At 68.0% G+C, this 20,826-nt stretch carries 22 protein-coding genes; 7 read left to right on the plus strand and 15 right to left on the minus strand.

Annotation, left to right across the window (positions count from 1 at the left end; translation table 11 throughout):
* The first annotated feature begins 144 nt into the window (after nt 1–144).
* Complete coding sequence (locus tag DM816_RS19630) at nt 145–1,464, plus strand: hypothetical protein (protein ID WP_117211741.1); 1,320 nt, start codon at nt 145–147, stop codon at nt 1,462–1,464.
* A 39-nt stretch (nt 1,465–1,503) separates the two neighbouring features.
* Here the strand turns inward: DM816_RS19630 and DM816_RS19635 are convergent, their stop codons facing one another.
* The 6 genes from DM816_RS19635 to ctaE all read right to left on the minus strand — a co-directional run bounded on the left by DM816_RS19635 (nt 1,504) and on the right by ctaE (nt 6,328).
* Complete coding sequence (locus DM816_RS19635) at nt 1,504–1,704, minus strand: hypothetical protein (protein ID WP_117211743.1); 201 nt, start codon at nt 1,702–1,704, stop codon at nt 1,504–1,506.
* Nucleotides 1,705–1,727: 23 nt separating this feature from the next.
* Nucleotides 1,728–2,021, minus strand: coding sequence for a hypothetical protein (locus DM816_RS19640; RefSeq protein WP_162907639.1), 294 nt, complete (start codon nt 2,019–2,021; stop codon nt 1,728–1,730).
* A 172-nt stretch (nt 2,022–2,193) separates the two neighbouring features.
* A complete protein-coding gene (gene qcrB / locus DM816_RS19645) occupies nt 2,194–3,768 on the minus strand; it encodes a cytochrome bc1 complex cytochrome b subunit (protein ID WP_117211747.1) in 1,575 nt (524 codons plus the stop codon).
* Entirely contained in the window at nt 3,765–4,898 is a 1,134-nt protein-coding gene (gene qcrA / locus DM816_RS19650) for a cytochrome bc1 complex Rieske iron-sulfur subunit (RefSeq protein ID WP_117211748.1), read from the minus strand. Before qcrA ends, qcrB begins: the two co-directional genes overlap by 4 nt.
* Nucleotides 4,895–5,626 carry a cytochrome bc1 complex diheme cytochrome c subunit gene (gene qcrC / locus DM816_RS19655; protein WP_117211749.1) on the minus strand — a complete coding sequence of 244 codons (732 nt, stop codon included), beginning with the start codon at nt 5,624–5,626 and terminating at the stop codon, nt 4,895–4,897. Before qcrC ends, qcrA begins: the two co-directional genes overlap by 4 nt.
* A gap of 66 nt (nt 5,627–5,692) precedes the next feature.
* Entirely contained in the window at nt 5,693–6,328 is a 636-nt protein-coding gene (ctaE, locus tag DM816_RS19660) for an aa3-type cytochrome oxidase subunit III (protein WP_117211750.1), read from the minus strand.
* 67 nt (nt 6,329–6,395) lie between these two features.
* On the opposite strand from ctaE, the gene DM816_RS19665 reads away from it, so the two are divergent.
* From DM816_RS19665 to trpD, 3 genes are all read left to right on the plus strand, one after another.
* Nucleotides 6,396–7,280, plus strand: coding sequence for a cytochrome c oxidase assembly protein (locus DM816_RS19665; RefSeq protein WP_117211752.1), 885 nt, complete (start codon nt 6,396–6,398; stop codon nt 7,278–7,280).
* 271 nt (nt 7,281–7,551) lie between these two features.
* Nucleotides 7,552–7,947, plus strand: a complete 396-nt coding sequence (locus DM816_RS19670) for a hypothetical protein (RefSeq protein WP_117211754.1) — start codon at nt 7,552–7,554, stop codon at nt 7,945–7,947.
* Nucleotides 7,948–7,957: 10 nt separating this feature from the next.
* Entirely contained in the window at nt 7,958–9,019 is a 1,062-nt protein-coding gene (gene trpD / locus DM816_RS19675; protein ID WP_117211756.1) for an anthranilate phosphoribosyltransferase, read from the plus strand.
* A 212-nt stretch (nt 9,020–9,231) separates the two neighbouring features.
* Here the strand turns inward: trpD and DM816_RS19680 are convergent, their stop codons facing one another.
* The 5 genes from DM816_RS19680 to ctaC all read right to left on the minus strand — a co-directional run bounded on the left by DM816_RS19680 (nt 9,232) and on the right by ctaC (nt 12,532).
* Entirely contained in the window at nt 9,232–9,894 is a 663-nt protein-coding gene (locus tag DM816_RS19680; RefSeq protein WP_117211758.1) for a hypothetical protein, read from the minus strand.
* Nucleotides 9,891–10,769, minus strand: coding sequence for an ATP-binding cassette domain-containing protein (locus DM816_RS19685; protein ID WP_117211760.1), 879 nt, complete (start codon nt 10,767–10,769; stop codon nt 9,891–9,893). The genes DM816_RS19680 and DM816_RS19685 overlap by 4 nt, the downstream gene beginning before the upstream one ends.
* Complete coding sequence (locus DM816_RS19690) at nt 10,753–11,139, minus strand: GntR family transcriptional regulator (RefSeq protein WP_117211761.1); 387 nt, start codon at nt 11,137–11,139, stop codon at nt 10,753–10,755. The genes DM816_RS19685 and DM816_RS19690 overlap by 17 nt, the downstream gene beginning before the upstream one ends.
* Nucleotides 11,140–11,231: 92 nt before the next feature.
* Nucleotides 11,232–11,657 carry a cytochrome c oxidase subunit 4 gene (locus DM816_RS19695; RefSeq protein ID WP_117211763.1) on the minus strand — a complete coding sequence of 142 codons (426 nt, stop codon included), beginning with the start codon at nt 11,655–11,657 and terminating at the stop codon, nt 11,232–11,234.
* Nucleotides 11,654–12,532, minus strand: coding sequence for an aa3-type cytochrome oxidase subunit II (gene ctaC, locus DM816_RS19700; protein WP_246002056.1), 879 nt, complete (start codon nt 12,530–12,532; stop codon nt 11,654–11,656). The genes DM816_RS19695 and ctaC overlap by 4 nt, the downstream gene beginning before the upstream one ends.
* A gap of 78 nt (nt 12,533–12,610) precedes the next feature.
* Here ctaC and DM816_RS19705 point away from each other — a divergent pair, with 78 nt between their 5' ends.
* Entirely contained in the window at nt 12,611–13,717 is a 1,107-nt protein-coding gene (locus tag DM816_RS19705) for a cysteine desulfurase family protein (protein ID WP_117211767.1), read from the plus strand.
* Nucleotides 13,714–13,929, plus strand: coding sequence for a sulfurtransferase TusA family protein (locus DM816_RS19710; RefSeq protein ID WP_117211769.1), 216 nt, complete (start codon nt 13,714–13,716; stop codon nt 13,927–13,929). The genes DM816_RS19705 and DM816_RS19710 overlap by 4 nt, the downstream gene beginning before the upstream one ends.
* A gap of 88 nt (nt 13,930–14,017) precedes the next feature.
* On the opposite strand, the gene DM816_RS19715 is transcribed toward DM816_RS19710, so the two are convergent.
* The 4 genes from DM816_RS19715 to DM816_RS19730 form a co-directional block, all read right to left on the minus strand.
* On the minus strand, nt 14,018–16,666 hold the full coding sequence (locus DM816_RS19715; protein WP_211588773.1) for a WD40/YVTN/BNR-like repeat-containing protein: 2,649 nt from the start codon (nt 16,664–16,666) through the stop codon (nt 14,018–14,020).
* 30 nt (nt 16,667–16,696) lie between these two features.
* Entirely contained in the window at nt 16,697–17,680 is a 984-nt protein-coding gene (locus DM816_RS19720; RefSeq protein ID WP_117211771.1) for a carbohydrate kinase family protein, read from the minus strand.
* A gap of 158 nt (nt 17,681–17,838) precedes the next feature.
* The gene (gene erpA / locus DM816_RS19725; protein WP_117211772.1) at nt 17,839–18,189 is read right to left on the minus strand and encodes an iron-sulfur cluster insertion protein ErpA; all 351 of its coding nucleotides are present in this window, start codon (nt 18,187–18,189) and stop codon (nt 17,839–17,841) included.
* Nucleotides 18,190–18,302: 113 nt separating this feature from the next.
* Entirely contained in the window at nt 18,303–19,457 is a 1,155-nt protein-coding gene (locus DM816_RS19730) for a glycerate kinase family protein (RefSeq protein ID WP_170318846.1), read from the minus strand.
* Between the two features lie 176 nt (nt 19,458–19,633).
* On the opposite strand from DM816_RS19730, the gene nadA reads away from it, so the two are divergent.
* Nucleotides 19,634–20,785: a quinolinate synthase NadA gene (gene nadA, locus DM816_RS19735; protein ID WP_246002058.1), complete on the plus strand. Its 1,152-nt coding sequence runs from the start codon at nt 19,634–19,636 to the stop codon at nt 20,783–20,785.
* Nucleotides 20,786–20,826: the final 41 nt, after the last annotated feature.

The following is a 20,826-nucleotide window of genomic DNA, read 5'->3' on the forward strand; positions in this document are numbered from 1 at the left end:
CGACCACAGAACCCGCCCCCGACCACCGCCGCAAACTCCCACCCACCCCAACCACAAACCCACGCCCAACCACCGCTACGAGCTCTTGCCCACCCCAAACATTGGGCTTTCCCTATCTAAACGACGAGGCCGGATAGTGCCGCCATGGTTCGCATTCTCACCATCGCGGCGGCGGTCGCCATGCTCGTGCTCCCGCCAGCCTTACCAGCCCCGGCCACCGGGCCAGGGACCATCCCGCACACAACGGCGGCACTCGCCGCACCCGTGCCGCCACCAGCCCCGGCGGCCACGTCCCTGAACATCCCGCGCACGGTCGACGGCCACCGCACCAACGTGGCCCTCGTCATCTTCGGCCACAGCACCTCAGACCAGGGCGACTATCCGCAAAAGCTCGCGCTGGCGCTCAACTCCAACCCGGCCGACGGGCGCAACTATCAGGTCTTCGAGCTCATCACGGGCGGAGACGGCGGCTTCCTGTGGAGCCAGGCCCGGTTCGCACCCGGTGACCTGCAATACCACCGCGTCGCGGCATCCAACCCGCTGCAGTGGTGCACCGACGCGGCGGGCAATCGGTGGTCCCTGCGCCGCGTCCGGGTCGACCGGGCGCTCAACGGATCGGGCGATCCTACGGGCGGAGCGTGCCCCAACACCGCCCCACCCAACATGACATGCACCTACTACGACGCCGCGGGCGCCCACACCGCGACCGGGTTCGGCAATTGCCTGGCGCGCATGGACTTCAAACTCGCGCTGATCCAGGACACGACCAACCGCAGCTGGCCCATCGACGACTGGAACCTCGATGGAGCCGTCACCACCGGCGACACGTGGCCGGCCTCCCGCATCCCGGACGCGGCCGAGCCGTGCGGCAACGGGCGCAACGGCGTCATCAACGGGCGCATCGATTGGAACTGCGACGGCACGCTCAACGGCCTCGACGCGAGTCACGCCGTCTACGCCGGCTGGCTGGAGCGGTTCAGCCTGGCCCTACTGTCGCATGTGGACCACGTCTTCGTCGCACAGAAGCCGCTGGAGTTCGGCGCGACCTGCCCCAACTATCCCGTGTCCGAACAGGCCAACTGCCGCCCGCACAACACCCGCACCCCGACGGCGTCGCGCCCGTTCGACCACTTCTACAACCCGCTCGTGTACTGGGAATGGCGGGCCGTGCAGGCCACGCTGAACACCGACCCTCGCATCCACCCGGGCGAGTCGAGCCCGCGCCGCATGCACATCCGCAGCGACGACTGCTACGACGTGGGCATTACCACGTGGGCGATCCCCGCAACCGTACCGGGCCGCCCCACCAGCATCACCGCGGACGACGCGGAATGGCAGGGCGGCCAGGAGGTCGACGCCGAGAACACCGGCTGCATGCGCGCGGACCATATCCACCACAACGCGGCCGGTGGCTGGCTCATGGCCGACGTCTGGTACGAGGGTCTGACCCCATACCTGAACTGAGCCGCACGCCGGTCGCCGACGCGCGCTGCGCCGCCTCAGCTAGCGCTTGTTGCGCGCCTTGGACTTGATGTCGGTCACGGCTTCGCGGCCGCCGCGCTCACGCATGTTCTCGGCGCCCTGACGGACATCCTCACCCATGCGCGCGGGCGCACTGTCGACGTCTTCGAGCAACTGCTGGCCCCGCGACTTCGCCTTGCCCGCATTTCCCTGCGACCGGTCCTTGTTGTTTTGCTTGCCCATGTTTCACACCCCCGCGAAGGAGCCTATCCATCGGCCCGCCCCGGGGCAGGAATATCGATTCCTTTGCCTGTACCGCGCAGCCGCGCCGCCTGGCGTGCAAGGTAGTGCTGTTCCGGCAGATTGATCGAGCGCGCGGCCGCGGCAGCGTAATGTGCCGCGGCCGCCGCCGTGTCGCCCACCATCTCCAGCAGGTGTGCCCGCACGGCGTCGACCCGGTGGCCACTGCCCGCCAGCCGCTCACCCACCCCGCCAAGCACAGCCCATCCGGGCTGCGCGCCGTGCACCATCGCCGCGGCCACAGCACGATTCAGCCTCACCACCGGATTGCGCGTCAGCCGCTCCAACAACCCCTACAGCGCAAGGATTCGCGGCCAGCCGGTGTCCTCGGGCCGGGCTGTTGCAAGATTGGGCCCGGCCGCCAAGCGGACCGGGCCCAATCCCTGCAGGCAATGCGGCCAACCGGCCGCCTGCGCGCGTAAGCCGTACCCACTAATGGGTTTCGATCTTTTCTCTGTCCTTCGGCTTCGGCGGCGCGGGCTCCTCGATCGGCTTGAAGAAGCCCCGCACGGCCGGCGGAAGGGCACCGAGGCGGTTCATCTTCTTGGGCACGGGCGCGCCCACATATGGCAGCTCGCCGTGTCCGTGCTCGTCGACCGGCGCGAGCGGCTGGTGCACCTCGATGAAGCGCCCGTCCGGCAGGAGCCTGATGATGCCGGTCTCCACGCCGTGCGCGAGCACCTCGCGGTCGTGCTGTTGCAGGCCGAGGCAGATGCGCCGGGCCACGTAGTATGCCAGCGGCGGCAGCACGAGCAGCCCGATCCGGCCCGCCCACGTCATCGCGTTGAGGCTGATTTGGAACTTGTCGGCGATGATGTCGTTGCCGCCCGAGAACGTCAGCACCAGGTAGAACGTGATGCCGGCGGCGCCCAGACCGGTCCGCTCGGGCACATCGCGCGGCCGCTCAAGCAGGTTGTGGAAACCCTTGTCCTTGCGCAGGCGTGCCTCGATGAACGGGTAGAACATCGGGAACACCGTCAGCAGGCCGGGCAGCACCACGGTCGGCCAGAAGATGGCCGGGATCGTGTAACCGAACGCCCGGATCTCCCAGGCGGGCATGAGCCGCGTCGAGCCGTCGAGGAACATGACGTACCAGTCGGGCTGGCTGCCCGACGACACCACCGCCGCCTCATACGGCCCGAACAACCAGATCGGGTTGATCTGGAAGAGCCCGCCCATCAGCGCCAGCACGCCGAACACGAGCATGAAGAACCCGCCCTGCTTGAGCACGTAGCGCGGGAACCACCGCTCGCCGACCACATTGTGGTTGGTCCGGCCCGGACCCGGGAACTGCGAGTGCTTCTGCACGATCACGAGTCCAACGTGGACGGTGATGAGGGTCAGCAGGACGAGCGGCAACAGGAACACGTGCAGGATGTAGAACCGCTCCAGGATGATCTCGCCCGGGAACTCGCCGCTGAACAGCGAGGTGGAGACCCACGAGCCGACCAGCGGGATGGACAGCACGATCGCGGAGGCGATCCGCAGACCGGTGCCGGACAGCGCGTCGTCGGGCAGCGAGTATCCGGCGAAGCCCTCCAGGAAGCCCAGCCAGAACAGCAGCAGGCCGATGATCCAGTTGAGCTCACGCGGCTTGCGGAACGCGCCGGTGAAGAACACGCGCGCCATGTGCACCACGATCGCCGCCATGAACAGCAGCGCCGCCCAGTGGTGCATCTGCCGCATGATGAGCCCGCCGCGCACGTCGAACGACAGCTCCAGCGACGTCTCGTAGGCTCGCGACATGTGCACGTCGCGCAGCGGCAGATAGGACCCCTGGTAGGTGACCTCCTGCATCGACGGCTCGAAGAACAGCGCGAGGAACGTGCCGGTCAGCAGCAGGATGATGAACGCGAACAGTGCGATCTCGCCCAGCAGGAACGTCCAGTGGTCCGGGAAGACCTTGTTCAAGAAGGACCGTAGCGGCGTGGCCACCTTGTAGCGGTCGTCGATGGCGCCCGCGGTCGCCGCCGGCAGCTGCTTCACATCGAACTTTCGCTTCTTCATGCGTCTCGCCTCTCCGAAGGCTTCTCCCAGAACGCGGGGCCGACCGGAACCGCGAAGTCGCCCTGCGCCGCCAGGAAGCCCTCCTCATCGAGCTCCAGCGGCAGCATGGGCAGCCGCTGCGTGGCCGGACCGAAGATCGGCTTGGCGTTGTCGGTGATGAGGAACTGCGACTGGTGGCACGGGCAGAGCAGGCGGTTGGTCTCCTGTTCATACAGGCTAGCCGGACAACCCGCGTGCGTGCAGATCTTGGAATAGGCGACGAGGTCGCCGACCATGGGGTGCTTCTCGAACTTCGCGTTCGTCGGGTACGCCTTGATGTTCTCCCGCAGCCGCGCGGCGTCGTCCTGGCGCAGCCGGATGAGCAGCACGGGCGAGTCCGCGTGCTTGTTGCGGTTGCCCTCGGGAATGCCGGGGAACGCCGTGATCTGGCCGCCGACGCTGATGTCCTCGGGCCGGATCGCGGTCACGCCGTCCTCGCGCACCAGGCGAACCTTCTTGCCGCCGTTGGCGGCCGGGTCCCACCCGGTGTGGAAGAAGACGTCCGGGTGGTGCGGGTCCTTGATCAACATGCCGACCGGAACCACCAGGGCCGCCGCGCCAAGACCCGCGGCGGGTGCCGCCAGCGCCACCTTCAGCAGCGGCCGCCGGGCGAGTCCCAATTCCTCTCCGATGAACTGCAATGTGGTACCGGTGAGAGCCCGCTCGGCCGGATCCGATCCCCCGTCGTGGCGGTCCTGCAGCGCGATCTCGTGCGGAAGCAGCTTCTTGCCCCAGGTCAGGATCCCCAGCCCGAGGAACCCCAGCGACAGCCCCAACATGAGGCCGAGGATGGGCGTGAAGCCTTTGCTCGCGGTGTTGCCCGGCTGGTACTGCCAGCCGTCCACCGAAGGCCAGTCGGTGAACGGCCACCACACGTAGGCCAGCACGAACAGGATCGCGGTCAGCCCGCTGAGCATGAACATCAGCGAGACGATGCGCGTCATGCGCTTCTCCGCCTTGGAGCCCGGCGGGTACTGCGGCTCGTAGTGCACGATCTCGACGTCGTCGTGCTCCCGCGCGCCCTGACGCACGACCTCGAACCGGGTGGGGCCGGTGCCGTTGCCCGTGCCAGTGCCAGTGCCAGTGCTCATGACTTACCCGCAATCCACAGCGCCGCGAAGGCCAGCAGAACCATGCCGAACAGGAAGATGGCCACGCCCTCGGTGACCGGACCGAACCGGCCGAGGCCCCAGCCGCCCGGATCAGTGTCGGACTTCAGGTTCTGCACGTAGGCGATGACGTCGTACTTGTCCTGGGGCGACATCTGGTTGTCGCCGAACACCGGCATGTTCTGCGGCCCGGTGAGCATGGCCGCGTAGAGCTGCCGGTCGGTGCTCGGCTCCAGCGACGGGGCGAACTTGCCGCTGGACAGCGCACCGCCGGCGGCCGAGAAGGCGTGACACGACGAGCAGTTGACTCGGAACAGCTCGCCGCCGTGGGCGATGTCGCCCTTGGGCGCCTGCTCACCCTGGAACGCGATCTCGGGGCCGCCACCGAGCTCCTGGATGTACTGCCCCAGCTGGCGTGCCTCGTCGGAGTTGAACTGCGGGGGCTTGCGCTCAAGCTGCGCGCCCTGCGCGGCGGCGGGCATGCGGCCGGTCTCGACCTGGAACTCCACCGCGGCCGAGCCGACACCGATCAGGCTCGGGCCTCGACCCTCCACGCCCTGCCCGTTGTTGGCATGGCAGCTGATGCAGCTCGTCTCGTACAGCGCGCGGCCCTCCTGCGCGGCCGCGCTCAGCTGGCCAGGGGCGTTGGCCTGCGCGTTGGGCGACACGAGTGCGTAGATGCCGCCCGCGAGCACCAGGGCCGCGAGCATGCGCAGCGCCGCTATCGCCCGCCGCCGTGCGCGGCTCCGGGGGCGCCTTGGGCTGTGCGCGACCAATTAAATCGCCTCCAGCAGATAGATCATGAAGAACAGGCCGATCCACACGACGTCGACGAAGTGCCAGTAGTAGGACACGACGATCGCCGAGGTCGCCTGGGCGGGGGTGAACCGGCCCATGGTGGTGCGGATCATGTAGATGATGAAGGCGATCAGACCGCCCGTGACATGCAGGCCGTGGAAACCGGTGGTGAGGTAGAACATCGAGCCGTAGCCGTCCGTATTGATCTTGATGCCCTCGTGCACCAGCTGACGGTACTCATTCACCTGGCCGAGCACGAAGATGAGCCCCATCACGAAGGTCAGCGCGAACCAGCGGCGAAGGCCGTGCACGTCACCGCGCTCCGCCCGCAGCACGCCGATCTGGCACGTCACCGAGGACAGCACCAGGATGATGGTGAACGCCAGCGCGTAGGGCAGGTTCAGCGTCGGATAATGCTTCTCCCACTGGCTGTAATCCGCCGCACGGATCGCGAAGAACATCGCGAACAGCGCCGCGAAGAACATGAGCTCGCTGGAGAGCCAGACAATCGTCCCGACACTGACCATGTTGGGCCTGGTCAACGAATGGATCCGGCTCTTGTCGATAACGGTTGAGGCCGCAGTCACGCGATGATTATTGCCCCAGAGCAGCATCCATGAGCATCCGGGGTACCGGTCGGGGCCCGTGTCGCCTCCGAAGCCCGTGACATAGCCTTGCCAGGTGCCGCCCTTTTCCGTAGAAGTGCTGTTCAGCCAGGCTCGGCTCGACTCGTGGCTCGCCGTCGGTCTGCTCGTCGCGGCCGGGCTTTACCTCTATGGCGTGCACAAGTTGCGCCTGCGCGGGGATGCGTGGCCCGCATCACGCACCATTGCCTTCCTGGGACCGGGGCTCGGCACGATCGCGGTCGTCACGCTGAGCGGGATCGGCGCCTACGACACGACGCTGCTGAGCGTTCACATGGTCCAGCACATGGCGCTGTCCATGGTCGCGCCCATCTTCCTGGCGCTAGGCGCCCCGGTCACCCTCGCCTTGCGCACGTTGAGAAAGCGCCCACGCGCCCTGCTTCTCGGGGCCTTGCACAGCCGATTGGCGCGCGTGCTCGCCTTCCCCCTCGTGTCGTTCGGCATCTTCATCGCCAACCCGTTCGTGCTGTACTTCACCGGCCTCTACGAGCTGACCCTGCGCAACGGGTTCGTCCATGAGCTGATGCACGCCCATTTCATCGCGACCGGCTGCCTGTTCTTCTGGCCCCTGCTCGGGCGTGACCCGCTTCCGGGCCGCTGGCCCTATCCCGCGCGGGCCCTGCTGATGGTGCTGAGCGTGCCGTTCCACACCGTGCTCGGCCTGACCATCATGCAGTCGCAGACGCTGCTCGCCGGCGATTATTACCCGTCGCTGGGCCTGCGCTGGGTGGACCCGTTCGCCGATCAGGTCACGGCCGGCGGCATCCTCTGGGCCGGCGGCGAGCTGGTGTCCGTCACCATGCTCGGCATCCTCATCGCCCAATGGATCAAGCAATCCCGCCTCGAAGCCGCCCGCATCGACCGCGAACTCGACCGCCTCGACCCTTCCGCAGCGGGTGGCCTCGGACCGCTCCATGGCTGAGACCGCCCGCGCAAACCACGGGTTCGCCTGAACAGAGTTAAACCCTCCGGTCAATCATGAACATAAGCCCATGTTCGACGGTGTGTCGTGACACCAACCTCATGGTCAAGCGCCGCCGACCCCTGGGCTAGGATCCGTCGCATGAGCGAGGGCTCGCCCGAGCGAATCAACAGCCAGGGCTTCCGGAGGCTGGCGGAGGAAGCGCCATGAACGAGGGCTTGGCCCGAGTGCATCAGCAGCCAGGGCTCCCGGAGCGTAGCGGAGGAAGTAAATGAGCGAGACGCGCACCGTGCTTTTGTATAGCGACGACCCGCAGGTCCGGGACCGCATGCGGCTGGCCATCGGCACCAAGCCCCGCCCCGACCTGGAGGTCGAGTTCGTCGAGTCATCGACCTACGCCGACTGCATCAAGCTCATCGACGACTACGAGATCCACTTGGTGGTGCTCGACGGTGAGGCGGCCCCGGCCGGTGGCCTCGGCATCGCCCGCCAGCTCAAGGACGAGCTCAAGCACGCCCCGCCCACGTGCGTGGTGATCGCCCGCTCGGCCGACCGATGGCTCGCCGCATACGCTAAGGTCGATGCCACCCTGCTGCACCCGCTCGACCCGGTGACCACGGCCGCCGCCGTAGCCGACCTGCTCACCAAGAGGGTCTCGCCTGTCTAACGGAGGGCCCATGGCCGCCTGGAAAGACCTGCTCGGCGCGCTTGTCCGCCGGGAGGAGCTCAGCGCCGACGACGCCGCCTGGGCCATGGAGCAAATCGTCACCGGTGAGGCGACGCCCGCCCAGATCTCCGGCTTCGCGCTGCTGATGCGCGCCAAGGGCGAGACGGCCCAGGAGATCGGCGGCCTGGTGCGCTCGATGCTGGGATACGCGCTGCAGGTCGAGCAGACCGACGCGCAGCGGCTGGCGACCGTCGACGTGGTGGGCACGGGCGGCGACCAGTCCCACACCGTCAACATCTCGACCATGGCCGCGCTGGTGACGGCCGGCACCGGGGTGCGGGTCATCAAGCACGGCAACCGGGCCGCGTCGTCCTCGTGCGGCACGGCCGATGTGCTTGAGTTCCTGGGCATCCCGCTGGATCTGGGCCCCGAGCAGGTGGCTCGGGTCGCCGACGAGGCGGGCATCGCGTTCTGCTTCGCGCAGCGGTTCCACCCGGGCGCGCGGCATGCGGGCCCGATCCGCAGCCAGATTGGCGTGCCAACCTTCTTCAACTTCCTGGGGCCGCTCACCAATCCGGCGCGCCCGCGCTCCGGCGCGATCGGCTGTGCCGACGCCCGCATGGCCCCGCTCATGGGTCAGGTCTATGCCGACCGCGGTGACACCGTGTTCGTGATGCGCGGCGAGGATGGGCTCGACGAGTTCACCACGGCCGGGCCGACCCGCGTGTGGCTGGCCACGGGCGGCAAGGTGAGCGAGACCACATTGGACGCTGCCGACTTCGGCCTCCCCCGCTCCTCCCCCGGCGATCTGCGCGGCGCGGACGCGCCGTTCAACGCGGGCGTGTTGCGCGGCGTGCTGACCGGTGCGCCCGGCCCGATCCGCGACGCCGTACTCATCAACGCCGCGATGGCCTTGACGGCACACGAGTGGGCCTCGCGCGGCACCTCGGGTGACCTCAAGGGTTCGTTGCAGGCCAACCTTTCCCGGGCCGCATCGTCCATTGACGACGGTGCCGCCGCGGCCGTGCTCGACCGCTGGATCGCTGCCGCGCAACGGGCCGCCACCGCGTAACGCCCAGCCGACCCCTCGACCACTGGATCGCCGCCGCCCAACCCGTCGGCGGTGATGGGCACGGTCGCGCAGGTGATGGGCCATCCGATGGCGCGGAGAAGGAGGCGACCTCGCCCCCGGCAACGGGCAAACATTGGCGCGTTCCCCTTTCGTCAGCCCGTTTCTTCGCCACCCAAAGTTTGGTCACCCACCGCGGACGCCGTCACTCAGGTTCATGCCTTCTTGGATCTGATGGGTACCGAGCGGGCCAGCAGATAGGCGGCGACCCCAGCGGCGCAGGCCACCGCGAGCACCAGCCACACCCCACCGAACCGGGTCACGTCGGCCTGGTCGTTGCCTGCAAATACCGGGATCATCGCCACCGGCGTGACGGCGATGGCCCACCAGACACGCAAACGGTAGAAGCACAGCCCGATCAGATAGCCCGTGACCATGAACGCCAAATGTTGCAGCACACCGCGCCCGAAGGTCGCCAGAGTCGGCGCCGGATAAGGCTCGGTCAACGCGGCCATGATGCCGTTGGCCCGGTACACCAAAATCTCCAGGGCGTGTCCCACCAGGATCAGCAGTCCAAACAGGACCGAGCTCACGACGGTGAAAATCCCCGCGGCCACAGTGTATTCGCGCCGCGTGACACCGTTGGCGACGGCCACGGGCAGCCCGGTGGTCGCCAGCATGATGCCCATCGTGAACAGGAACCAGGCCGGGGCCTGCCCCGCGACCAGGCCCCACGCGCTGCTCTCGCCGGTACCGACCACCCATGGCCCGAAGATGGTCAGGCTCACCATCAGCCCGGTGAACACGAGCGCCACGAGGCCCCAAAACCAGGCGTACACCACGCGATAGCCACGGGCGAGGTGCTTGAGGACGGTCATCGGTTCCCTGCCTCACTTGTCAGGTGGACGAAGAGGTCTTGCAGCGAAACGGGCCCCAGCTCGAGCCCGGCCATCTTGGCGGCGCGCACCTGTTCGGGCTCCAGCGTCCCGTACACGGTCACGGCTTTCGTGCCGCCCAGGCGTTGCTCGCCCAGCACGGTCAGCCCGGCCGCGAACGTGTCGACGACGTCGACCGGCCCGGTGACCGAGACCCCGCGGGCGCGCAGCACGTCGGCCTCCTCATGCGCCACGAGACGCCCTCGGTCGATGATGACGACCTCCTCGAACAGCGACGCGACCTCCTCGATGAGGTGCGTGGAGAGGATGAACGTGCGCGGGTGGGCCGTGTAGTCGGCGAGCAGTTCGTCATAGAACGCGTAGCGCGAGGGCGCGTCCATGCCCAGATAGGACTCGTCGAACATGGTGACGGGCGCCCGGCTGGCGAGACCCAGCACGATGCCCAGCGCCGACTTCTGGCCCCGCGACAGGGATTGCACCGTCTTGCGCGGCGGCAGGTTGAACCGCTCCGCCAGGCGTTGCGCGTATTCACTGTCCCATGTGGAGCGAAGCTCGCCGGCCGTGCGCAGGACCGTTCGCACGTAGTCGCTTTCGTAGACGTCACCGCTCTCGCGGATCAGGCAGATCTGTCGCATGACCGCGGCGTTCTCGAACGGCTCGGCCCCTGCGATGCGCACCTGTCCGCCGGTCTGCCGGCGAAACGCGGCCAGCACCGACAGCAGGGTGGTCTTGCCGGAGCCGTTGCGCCCGAGCAGCCCGTAGATCTTCCCGCCGTCGAGGCGGAACGAGAGACCGTCGAGCGCGTTGACCTCGCCGAAGCGCAGGCGCAGTTCGCTGACCTCAATCCCGAGGGTCACGGGAGCCACCGTCCTTGTTCTTGATTTCGAGGTGTTGGATGATCTCGTCCAGCGGGATGCCCACGGCCCGCGCCTCGGCGACCATGGGCCCGACCACGTCGGAGAAGAACCGCTCGCGCCGCTGGGCGCGCAGCCGCTCGCGGGCGTCCGGGCTGACGAACATGCCTATGCCACGACGCTTGTAGAGGTAGCCCTCATCAAGCAGTTGATGGAAGCCCTTGGCCGCGGTCGCCGGATTGATCCGATAGAACGCCGCGTATTGGTTGGTGGACATCACCTGCTCGTCTGCGCCCAGGTCGCCGTTGAGGATGTCGCGCTTGATCTTCTCGGCGATCTGGTGGTAGATGGGGCTGCGCTCGTCAAAGCTCATGAGCCGAGGTTCATCGGTCCGTCGGTTCTTTACTCATGTAACGAACCATAGAGCCAAAAAGACCCCGGCGCAAGGCCGGGGTCGAATAAGCGTCAGTGTGAAGCGGTCCTGCGGGTTCCCGTGTAGTACTCGAACAGCAGAGCGCACGCCGTCAACAGCACGCCGATGATGCCGACCGCGATCAGCCACCACATCCAGAACACGAGCCCGAAGCCCGTCACCGCGGCGGCGACCGCGATGCCGAACGGCCAGTAGCTGCCCGGCGAGAAGAAGCCCACCTCGCCCGCCGCATCGGCGATCTCGCCGTCGTTGCGGTCCTCCGGGCGCAGCTCGATGCGGCGCGACACGAACCAGAAGTAGCCACCGCACATCAGCACCAGCAGGCCCGACAGCACCAGCGCGGTGGTGCCGATCCAGTCGTAGCCGGGCGGCACCAGGCCGGTCCACCACCAGTAGACCCCGGCGGCGACAAACAGGAAGACCGCGAGCCCTACGAAGAGCCGGTATTCGGTTTTCACTGGCCCGCCTCCTTGGCCGAGTCACGCTTGGTGGGGAACGGCGACGTCGTGACGGCGTAGGTGTCCTTGCCGGTGAAGCCGATGGCTGCCATGGCCTCCGGCTGCGTCTTGCCCGACCGCAGGGCCTCCACGTAACGGTCGAACCGGTCCGGTTCCACGGCGACGACCTCAAAATTCATCATCGAGTGGTACGTGCCGCAGAGCTCGGCGCATCGGCCGACATAGCGGCCCGGGACGTCGATGGTCACCTCGAACTCGTTGCGCACGCTGCCCGGGAAGACGTCGCGCTTGAACAGCAGGTCCGGCACCCAGAACGAGTGGATCACGTCCTTGGCCGTCAGCTCGAACTTGATCTTCTCTCCCACCGGGAGCACAAGCAGCGGGATCACCTCGCTGGTGCCCGTGGTGGAGGCGATGGTCTGCGGCGCGGGCTGCCCCTTGACGGTCGGGCCGGAGCGGTAGTTGAACTGCCAGTTCCACTTGAACGCGACCACCTCGACCGTGGTGTCGGGGTTGGCCGAGACGTGGGTGACCCGGGTCTGCACAACGGCCGTGTAGTAGAACAGCACGGCGATCACGAGGAACGGCAGGACGGTGTAGAGCACCTCGATCGGCAGGTTGAACCGGGTCTGCACGGGCAGCTCCTGGCCGCGCTTGCGGTAGCGCACGACACACCAGAAGATCAGGCCCCACACGAAGAACCCGACCGCGAGCGCCGCGACCACCGAGCCGATCCAGAGGTCGTACATCTGCGTGGCCTGTTGGCTGACGCCCGTCGGCCAACCGAAGCCACGGAAGGTCTTCCCGACATCGCAGCCCGCCAGCAGGGCGGTGAAGCCTGCCGCGGTGATAAAGCCGCCGATCCTCCTAAGCACGACCGCAGAGTACTTCACACGACGTCCAGCGTTGGTCTTGGGGTCGGTGTGGCAGGGGTTGGCGGTAGCGTTCTAGGCGTGCAGGTTGCCTACTTCGACTCCGCGACTTCGACTCCGCTGCATCCCGCGGCGCGAGATGCCCTGCTCGCCTCGATAGAGGACGGATGGGCAGACCCCAACCGGCTCTACGCGCAGGCCCGCCGGGCACGCCAGCTGCTGGACGCGGCGCGTGGTGCCATCGCCGATGTGCTGGGTGCTCGGGCCGAGGAGCTCACGTTCACGCCGAGCGGCAGCTGGGCCGTGCAGACGGCCGTGCTCGGTGCGCTGGCGGCCCGGCGGAGGGCCGGGCAAACGCTGGTGCACTCGGCAATCGAGCATTCCGCGCTGCTGCACGCCGCGCAGCGCCATGTCCATTCCGGGGGGTCGGCGGTCGAGGTCGGGGTCGACCGGGCCGGGCACATCGACCGGACGGCGTGGCAGGAGGCCGTGTCCGGGCCGGGCGTGGCGGTTGCCGCGCTGATCAGCGCGAGCCACGAGGTGGGCACGGTGCAGCCGGTCGAGTGGGCGGCGGGGTTTGGGGTCCCGCTGCTCGTGGACGCCGCGATGACGGTGGGGCGTCTAGCCGTACCGGATGGATGGTCTTATCTTTCGGCAAGCGCCAGGAAGTGGGGCGGGCCGGCCGGTGTCGGTGTGATGGTGATCCGCAAGGGTGCGCGCTGGCAGTCACCGTGGCCGAGCGCGGAGACGGCGCCCAACCTGCCCGCGATCCTCGCCGCGGCGGCCGCGTTGCAGGCCGTGCAGGCGGAAGCCGAGGCCGAGAGCGCGCGCCAGTCCGCTCTGATCGACCGGATCCGGCGCACGGTCGCCGCCACGGTGCCCGACGTCGAAATCGTCGGCGACCCCGTTGACCGGCTTCCGCACCTGGTCACATTCTCGTGCCTCTATGTTGATGGCGAGGCACTGCTGCACGCGCTGGACCGCCGCGGCTTCGCCGTCTCGTCCGGCTCGTCCTGCACGTCCTCCACGCTGCAGCCCAGCCATGTGCTCGCGGCCATGGGCGCGCTGACCCACGGCAACATCCGCCTCTCGCTGCACCGCGACACCACGGATGCCGACGTCGACCGGTTCCTGGCCGAACTGCCCGGCATCGTGGCCGACATCCGGGCGGAGGTGGGCGTGGCATGACCACCGAACTGAACTGTCTTGGTCAGCGCTGTCCCCTGCCCGTCATCGCGCTCGCCAAGGCCCTGCCCGGCTTAGCCGTCGGCGACACCATCCGGGTGCTGGCCGACGACCCGGCCGCGGCGGCGGACATCCCCGCCTGGTGCAGGATGAGGGGGCAGGAATACCTGGGCTCCCCCGTGCCGTCTGCCTACGACGTCCGCCGCGTCCAATAGCCCGTGCGCGCGGAACGCGCGCAAAGTGAAGGGGCCTGGCCCCCTGGGGGGATATAGGGCCAGACCCCGGTCTGTGGGGAGGAGTGGGTCAGAGCTGTTGCAGGCCGAAGCGCCAGATTCCGCGGCCGTGGGTGGCCACGTAGACGGCGTTGTCGGCCGGTGAGTGCTCGACGTCCATCACGACCGTCGTGGGCAGGCCCGAACCGAGCACCTGCCACTGGGTCGCGCCCGCCGGGCGGTAGAACGTCGCCAGGTCCGTCCCGAGCACGAGCGCGCCGCCCGGAAGCACCTTGACCGAGCCGGCCGGCACATCGGGCAGGTTCGCCGACACGTCGGTCCACGTGGCACCCATGTCGGTGGACTCGAAGACGTGGCCGAAGCCCACACCCGGCCCCTCCGTGAACCTGCGCGAGAACCCATTCACCGCAACGAAAACGCGGCTCGGGTTGGCCGGGTCCACACCGAATCCGCTGATGTACCGGTTGGGGACGGTCCCGTCGACGGGCAGGTTGAGCTGACGCCAGCTGGCCGGGTCGTTGAACTTGCCGACCGCGATGCCGCGCGCGAAGCCCGCGTTGTTGCACGGGCCGCACCAGCCGACGTACGCCACGCCGCCCGACACCGCGACGGCGGTGGCCGTGCGCCCGGCTCCCAGGTTGAATCCCTTGATCCACTCCTTGCCGCTGCGGATCGCGAAACCCTTGGTGTTGAACCACACGTGCTGCCCGGCCGCCACCCACTGGTTGACGTTCTTGTCGTCGGCCGCGAACGGGGCGATGAAGCGGGCGGGTTCGTCTCCCGGGAAGTTGGTGTACGGCTGGATCCGCCACGACGTCGCCGTGGACGGGTCGACCGCTCCCGGGTTCACCGCGCAGTTCTCCGTCACCGTCATCGCGAGGTACACGTACTCGTGCACCTGCTGGCACACGTTGTCGGGGTTGGCGAGCACATCGCCGCCGTCGCCGCCGAAGTGCGACCCCATGACCGTGTCGCCGGGCCGGACCATGGAGGCCCCGTTGTCCTGCAGGCCACCGGTCACGCCCACGCCGTTGACGCCGTTGTAGGAGTCCCTACCAACCGCAACGGCGTAGTACTGCAACGCGTCCATTGTGCCGTCGTTCATGCTGACCCAGTCGGTACCGTTTCCGTTCCCGTTGGTCGCGCCGCGCACCGGCCGCCGGTAGACACCACCGTCGTTGCCGGCGTAGAAGTACGCCCGCCCCTGATGCACGCCCACCGTCGCGGCGTGCTGATCCGGGTGGGTCGAGCTGGGGCACCGATTCTGCGCGTCGGACACGTCCCAGCAGTCGAACGAGAAGTTCCAGTACGGGCCGACGGTCTTCCACGTGGACCCGCCGTCCTCGGTCTCGTAGACCTCCTCCAGCCCGACCCACACGTGCCTCGGGTCGGCCGGGTCGACCAGCAGGAAGTGGTTGTACCAGGCCTGGATGCCCGGCCCGTATCCCTTGCCGCCGACGGCCTGCTTGAGTGCGGAGCCCGAGTTGGCCAGCTTCTGGCTCTCGGCGATCTTCGTCCAGGGGCCCGCCGGGCTCCCGTTGTTCGAGACGTAAACCCCGTCCAGGAAGCTGTTGACGGTACCCACTGGCTTGTTCAAAAGCTTGGGTGACTGATTGATGGCGTACAGCGTGCTGCCGTCCGCCGCATACGCGAACGTCACCCGGCCGATGTCGTCGGCGGGCATGGCACCACCCGGGTTCACCTTGGCCCACACGCCCGTGGTGTAGTCGAGCGTCTCGTAGAAACCGTTGTAGGTGTCGCCCGAGCGCCAGCCGATCGCCGCGATGATGTGCTTCGGGTTGCGCGGGTCGATCGCGATGTCGTTGACGATGTTCTTGTACGCCGCGTTCGGATCACCGGCCTGGGACCCGCCCGGCAGATAGGCCGGATTCGGGGCGTATTCGAGTTTCCAGGCTCCTGTCGGCTCCAACGAGTGGCTGTAAACGCCCCGACCCGTTGCGGCCCACACCTTTCCGCCGCCGAACCGGAGCTTGCCGATCGTCGTGCTCTCCAGCTCGGCCCCACCGACCCGCATCGCCGCGGTGAACACGCCCGTGGTCGGGTTCGCCAGCCGGTACACCCCGCTGCCCACATAGGACGTTCCGCCCGTGTTGGCCTCGCCGGTCGCGTACCACAGCGATCCGTCCGGCGCGAGCTCAAGCGCGCCCGTGGACAGGCTGGGCAGGCCGTCGGCGATGGGCGTCCAGTTGCCGCCACCCGTCGACGAGCGCCACACGCCGCCGTTGGCGCCGGCCGCATACACGTGCCCGGCGCCGTCTGCGGCAAGGCCCGTGACACGTCCGGTCACCGCGCCCCAGCCGCCGGTCGAGTTCGAGTAGTAGTCCCGATAACGCGGGTCGTCGGCGTCATACGGCAGCCGCGTGACGTTGGACCACGAGCCGCCGGTCTTGGGCATCGCGAGCAGCTGCTGGAACGCCGCGCCGTAGGCACCCGGCGCGACGATGCCCGGCGCGCGCCGCGCCTGCGCGAACTGCTCGGCGAGGGTTGCGGCCTCGATCGATTCGCGTGCCATGTCGGCGGGGTTGCCGCCAGCGATCATGTGCATCCGTTCGCGGGCGTAGAAGGGCAATCCCGCGTACTGATCCTGGGTCGAAAAACCCGAGAAATTAAGGGCGACAACGGCTCCTGCCGCCACCATCACTGCGAGGGCGGCGCCGACGGCGATCTGCCGGCGGCGCCGCGGGAGAACTTTGGCCACGGACTCTAAGCGGCGTGGCGGTGCGTTGTGTCACACCGCCGCGGGCAGGTGCGGCCGCACGACCGCCGCGGCCGCGTCACCGTAGGACTCGGCGAGGCGCTTGGCGAAGATGTCGGGCTCGATCTGGTATTCCTGCGTGCCGACGGTCTCCAGCACGAGCGTGGCGAGCAGCGCGCCGACCTGTGCCGATGCCGTCAGGTCGAGCCCCCAGCCCTGCGCGGCGAAGAATCCGGCCCGGAAGCCGTCGCCAACACCCGTCGGGTCGTATGCCTTGATCTCCCGCGCCACCGGCACGTGGATCCGCTCGATCCCCTGCCCGGTGATCTCCACACCGTTTTTGCCGAGCGTGGTGACCCGGACCTTGACCCGCTCCAGCACCTCGGCGTCCGACAGCCCGGTCTTGGACTCCAGCAGGGACTTCTCGTATTCGTTCGTCAGCAGGAACTCGGCCCCGTCGATGAGCTGCATGACCTCCGCGCCGCTCATGCGGGCCAGCTGCTGCGACGGGTCGGCGGCGAACGCGTAGCCCCGGTCGCGGCACTCCTGCGAGTGGCGCATCATCGCGGCCGGGTCGTTGGCCCCGATCAGGATCAGGTCGAGCCCGCCCGCACGCTCGTAAACCGGCTGCAGCTCGATGTTGCGCGCCTCGGCCATGGCTCCCGCATAGAACGACGCCACCTGGCACAGGTCGTCATCCGTGGTGCACACGAACCGCGCCGTGTGCGCGACCTCGCTGATATGCACCGAGTCGCAGTCGACCCCGTGGCGCTCCAGCCAGGAGCGGTAGTCGGCGAAATCGGCCCCGACCGCGCCGACCAGCAACGGCCGCAGCCCCAGCAGGCCCATGCCGAAAGCGATGTTGGCGGCCACCCCGCCGCGCCGGATGACAAGATCATCGACCAGGAACGATAGCGAAACCTTGTCGAGCTGATCAGCGATGAACTGCTCGGCGAAGCGACCGGGGAAGTGCATCAGATGATCCGTGGCGATCGAGCCGGTGACCGCGATCTTCATGGGAGCGCCTTCGAGAGTTGGGGGAAATGCAAACGGCATATCACCCTAGCAAGGCCCGCTTATATACGGGTCGAAGGCAGCCATCCCGCGAGTCATTCCAGACGAAACCGGCCCGCCCTCTAGCAGAGGACGGGCCGGTCTGTTGGCTTGTCGGCTTGTCAGTGGAACGAGTCGCCGCAGGCGCAGGAGCCGGACGCGTTGGGATTGTCGATCGTGAACCCCTGAGCGTCGATCCGGTCGGCGAAGTCGATGGTGGCGCCCATCAGATACGGCGCGCTCATCCGGTCGACAACGACGCCCACGCCGTTGAAGTCCTTCACCACGTCGCCGTCGAGCTCGCGCTCGTCGAAGAAAAGCTGGTAGCGAAGGCCCGAACAGCCACCGGGCTGCACGGCGACCCGCAACCGCAAGTCATCTCGACCTTCCTGCTCAAGCAGGGTCTTGATCTTCGAGGCGGCGACCTCAGTGAGGTTGATGCTGGTCGTGTCGGTGGTGGTTTCCGTGGTCACTTATTGCTCCCAGCTGTGCGCGTGGCTAACCGTCGTACCAAGTAACGCTAGCTCACCTCCGCCCGATTCCCGAGACTGCCCGCCGTTTCATCGGACGGTTCGAGTGAACTGGGTCACTTTGCGTCGCGTGAATATTGCCGCGCCAGCCTTGAGGCCAGCTCACGAAGCCCCCGAGCCGGCTCGGCCATCGCCAGATCGATCGAGCCCAGGTGGTCCACCAGCGAATACGCCTCGGTCACGCCCGCGGTGCCCTGCTCGCGCCGGCCGGTCGTGACCCGGCCCGCCAGCACCACGCACGGAATGCCAAGATCGCGTGCCGCACCCGCCACGCCGGCGATCACCTTCCCGCGCAGCGACTGGTGGTCGAACGAGCCCTCCCCGGTGATCACCAGGTCGGCCCCGCTCAGCGCGGCGTCGAGGCCGGTCTGGTCGCGCACGAGATCGATGCCCGAGATGATCCGGCCGCCGAGCGCGAGGATGGCCGCACCCAGTCCGCCCGCCGCTCCCCCGCCCGGCATCTCCGCCAACCCCTTCGGGCAACCGGGCAGACCTTGCTCGAGCAGCGCGGCCCAGTGCGACAGCGCGGCATCCAGCACTGCCACATCGGCCGGTGCGGCGCCCTTTTGCGGCCCGAACACGGCCGACGCGCCGTCCGGCCCGGTCAAGGGGTTGTCCACATCGGACGCTCCGACGAGCTCAAAGCCTGCCGGCAGCCGGACCGCGCCGGCGATGTCCACGCATGCGCGCAGGGCGGCGCCGCCCGGAAGCAGGACGACGTTCGATGCGTCGTACGCGATGAGGCCCAGGCTGCTGAGCATTCCCGCGCCTGCGTCATTGGTGCCCGACCCGCCAAGGCCGATGACCGCGCGCCGCGCACCCGCGCCGGCGGCCGCGTTGACCAGGGCGCCGAGCCCGGCCGTCGTCGTGATCTTGGGGTCGCGCTCATGCGCGGCGAGATGGTGCAGGCCACACGCGTGCGCGCTCTCGACATACGCCGTGTCGCCCACGATCAGCACCCGCCCGGTGACCGGCCGGCCCAGCGGGTCGGTTGTCGGGACATCGACAAGCTCACCGCCCAGCGAGGCGTGCAGCACCTCCACGAACCCCGGGCCACCATCGGCCACGGGTCGCACGACCAGCTCATCGCCCGGCGCGACCGCACACCAGCCATCGGCGATCGCCCCGGCCGCCTCGACCGCCGTCAACGTCCCAGCAAACTTATCCGGACACACCACAACCCGCACAGCCGCCCATTCTCCGTTGATCATGAACATAAATCCATGTTCAGCGGCGTGTCGCCGCATCGACTTCACGATCAACAGCGCACGGTGATCATGAAGCTGGTGTCACGACACGCCGCCGACAATGGACTTAAGTTCATGATCGACCCGAAACAGGGGGCGTGGCGGAGGGCACAGGCGTGGGTGGGCGTGTGGGAGGCATGATGGTGAGCGTGAGTGCTCCCGTTCTGCTTCTGCTCGGCCGTGGCAAGGACTCGGCGTCGGAGCGCGGTGTCGATTGTCCCGGCGAGCTGCCCGCCCCCAGCGATCCCGGCCTGGTCGAGCGGGCCCGCGCGGCCAAGGCCGCCCTGGGCGACCGCGTGTTCGTGCTCGGCCACCACTATCAGCGCGACGAGGTCATCCAGTTCGCCGACGTGACCGGCGACTCGTTCAAGCTCGCCCGCGAGGCGGCGGCCCGGCCCGATGCCGAGTTCATCGTGTTCTGCGGCGTGCACTTCATGGCCGAGTCCGCCGACATCCTGACCACCGACGCCCAGCGGGTCGTGCTGCCCGATCTGGCCGCCGGATGCTCGATGGCCGACATGGCCGTGCTGGAGCAGGTGCAGCAGGCGTGGGAGTTGCTCACCGATCTCGGTGTCGCCGACCGGACCATCCCGGTCACTTACATGAACTCGTCGGCCGACATCAAGGGGTTCGTCGGGCGCAACAAGGGCGTGGTGTGCACGTCGTCCAACGCCAAGCGGGCGCTCGACTGGGCGTTCGCCCGCGGGGAGAAGGTCCTGTTCCTGCCCGATCAGCACCTGGGGCGCAACACCGCCGTGCTGGAGATGGGACTGTCGCTTGACGACTGCGTGCTCTACGACCCGCACAAGCCCAACGGTGGCCTGACCGATCAGCAGATCCGTGACGCCAAGATGATTCTGTGGCGCGGTCACTGCTCGGTGCACGGGCGGTTCACGCTGGAGTGTGTCGACGCGATCCGCGAGCAGGTGCCCGGGGTCAACGTGCTGGTCCACCCGGAGTGCAGGCACGAGGTGGTGAACTCGGCCGATTTCGTCGGCTCGACGGAGTACATAATAAAAATGCTCGAGCAGGCCCCGGCGGGATCGGCCTGGGCGGTCGGCACGGAGCTCAATCTCGTGCGGCGGCTGGCCAACCGGCACCCGGACAAGCAGATCATGTTCCTGGACAAGACCGTGTGCTATTGCTCGACCATGAACCGGATCGATCTGCCGCATCTGGTGTGGGCATTGGAAGAACTGGTGGCCGGGAGGGTGCCCAACCAGATCACGGTGGACCCCGACACGGCCCACCATGCTCGGGTGGCACTCGACCAGATGCTCGCTTTGCCGTAGCTGGCCGGTTACGTTCCGATTTTTTCCACACGTTCGTTTGC

This window comes from Allorhizocola rhizosphaerae, assembly GCF_003426775.1.
Lineage (GTDB): Bacteria > Actinomycetota > Actinomycetes > Mycobacteriales > Micromonosporaceae > Allorhizocola > Allorhizocola rhizosphaerae.

Coding starts and splice junctions, on each gene's coding strand:
- DM816_RS19630 (WP_117211741.1), top strand. CDS start 145: ATGGTTCGCATTCTCACCATCGCGGCGGCGGTCGCCATGCTCGTGCTC.
- DM816_RS19635 (WP_117211743.1), bottom strand. CDS start 1,704: ATGGGCAAGCAAAACAACAAGGACCGGTCGCAGGGAAATGCGGGCAAG.
- qcrB (WP_117211747.1), bottom strand. CDS start 3,768: ATGAAGAAGCGAAAGTTCGATGTGAAGCAGCTGCCGGCGGCGACCGCG.
- qcrA (WP_117211748.1), bottom strand. CDS start 4,898: ATGAGCACTGGCACTGGCACTGGCACGGGCAACGGCACCGGCCCCACC.
- qcrC (WP_117211749.1), bottom strand. CDS start 5,626: ATGCTCGCGGCCCTGGTGCTCGCGGGCGGCATCTACGCACTCGTGTCG.
- ctaE (WP_117211750.1), bottom strand. CDS start 6,328: ATGCTGCTCTGGGGCAATAATCATCGCGTGACTGCGGCCTCAACCGTT.
- DM816_RS19670 (WP_117211754.1), top strand. CDS start 7,552: ATGAGCGAGACGCGCACCGTGCTTTTGTATAGCGACGACCCGCAGGTC.
- trpD (WP_117211756.1), top strand. CDS start 7,958: ATGGCCGCCTGGAAAGACCTGCTCGGCGCGCTTGTCCGCCGGGAGGAG.
- DM816_RS19680 (WP_117211758.1), bottom strand. CDS start 9,894: ATGACCGTCCTCAAGCACCTCGCCCGTGGCTATCGCGTGGTGTACGCC.
- DM816_RS19690 (WP_117211761.1), bottom strand. CDS start 11,139: ATGAGCTTTGACGAGCGCAGCCCCATCTACCACCAGATCGCCGAGAAG.
- DM816_RS19710 (WP_117211769.1), top strand. CDS start 13,714: ATGACCACCGAACTGAACTGTCTTGGTCAGCGCTGTCCCCTGCCCGTC.
- DM816_RS19720 (WP_117211771.1), bottom strand. CDS start 17,680: ATGAAGATCGCGGTCACCGGCTCGATCGCCACGGATCATCTGATGCAC.
- DM816_RS19730 (WP_170318846.1), bottom strand. CDS start 19,457: ATGATCAACGGAGAATGGGCGGCTGTGCGGGTTGTGGTGTGTCCGGAT.
- nadA (WP_246002058.1), top strand. CDS start 19,634: ATGGTGAGCGTGAGTGCTCCCGTTCTGCTTCTGCTCGGCCGTGGCAAG.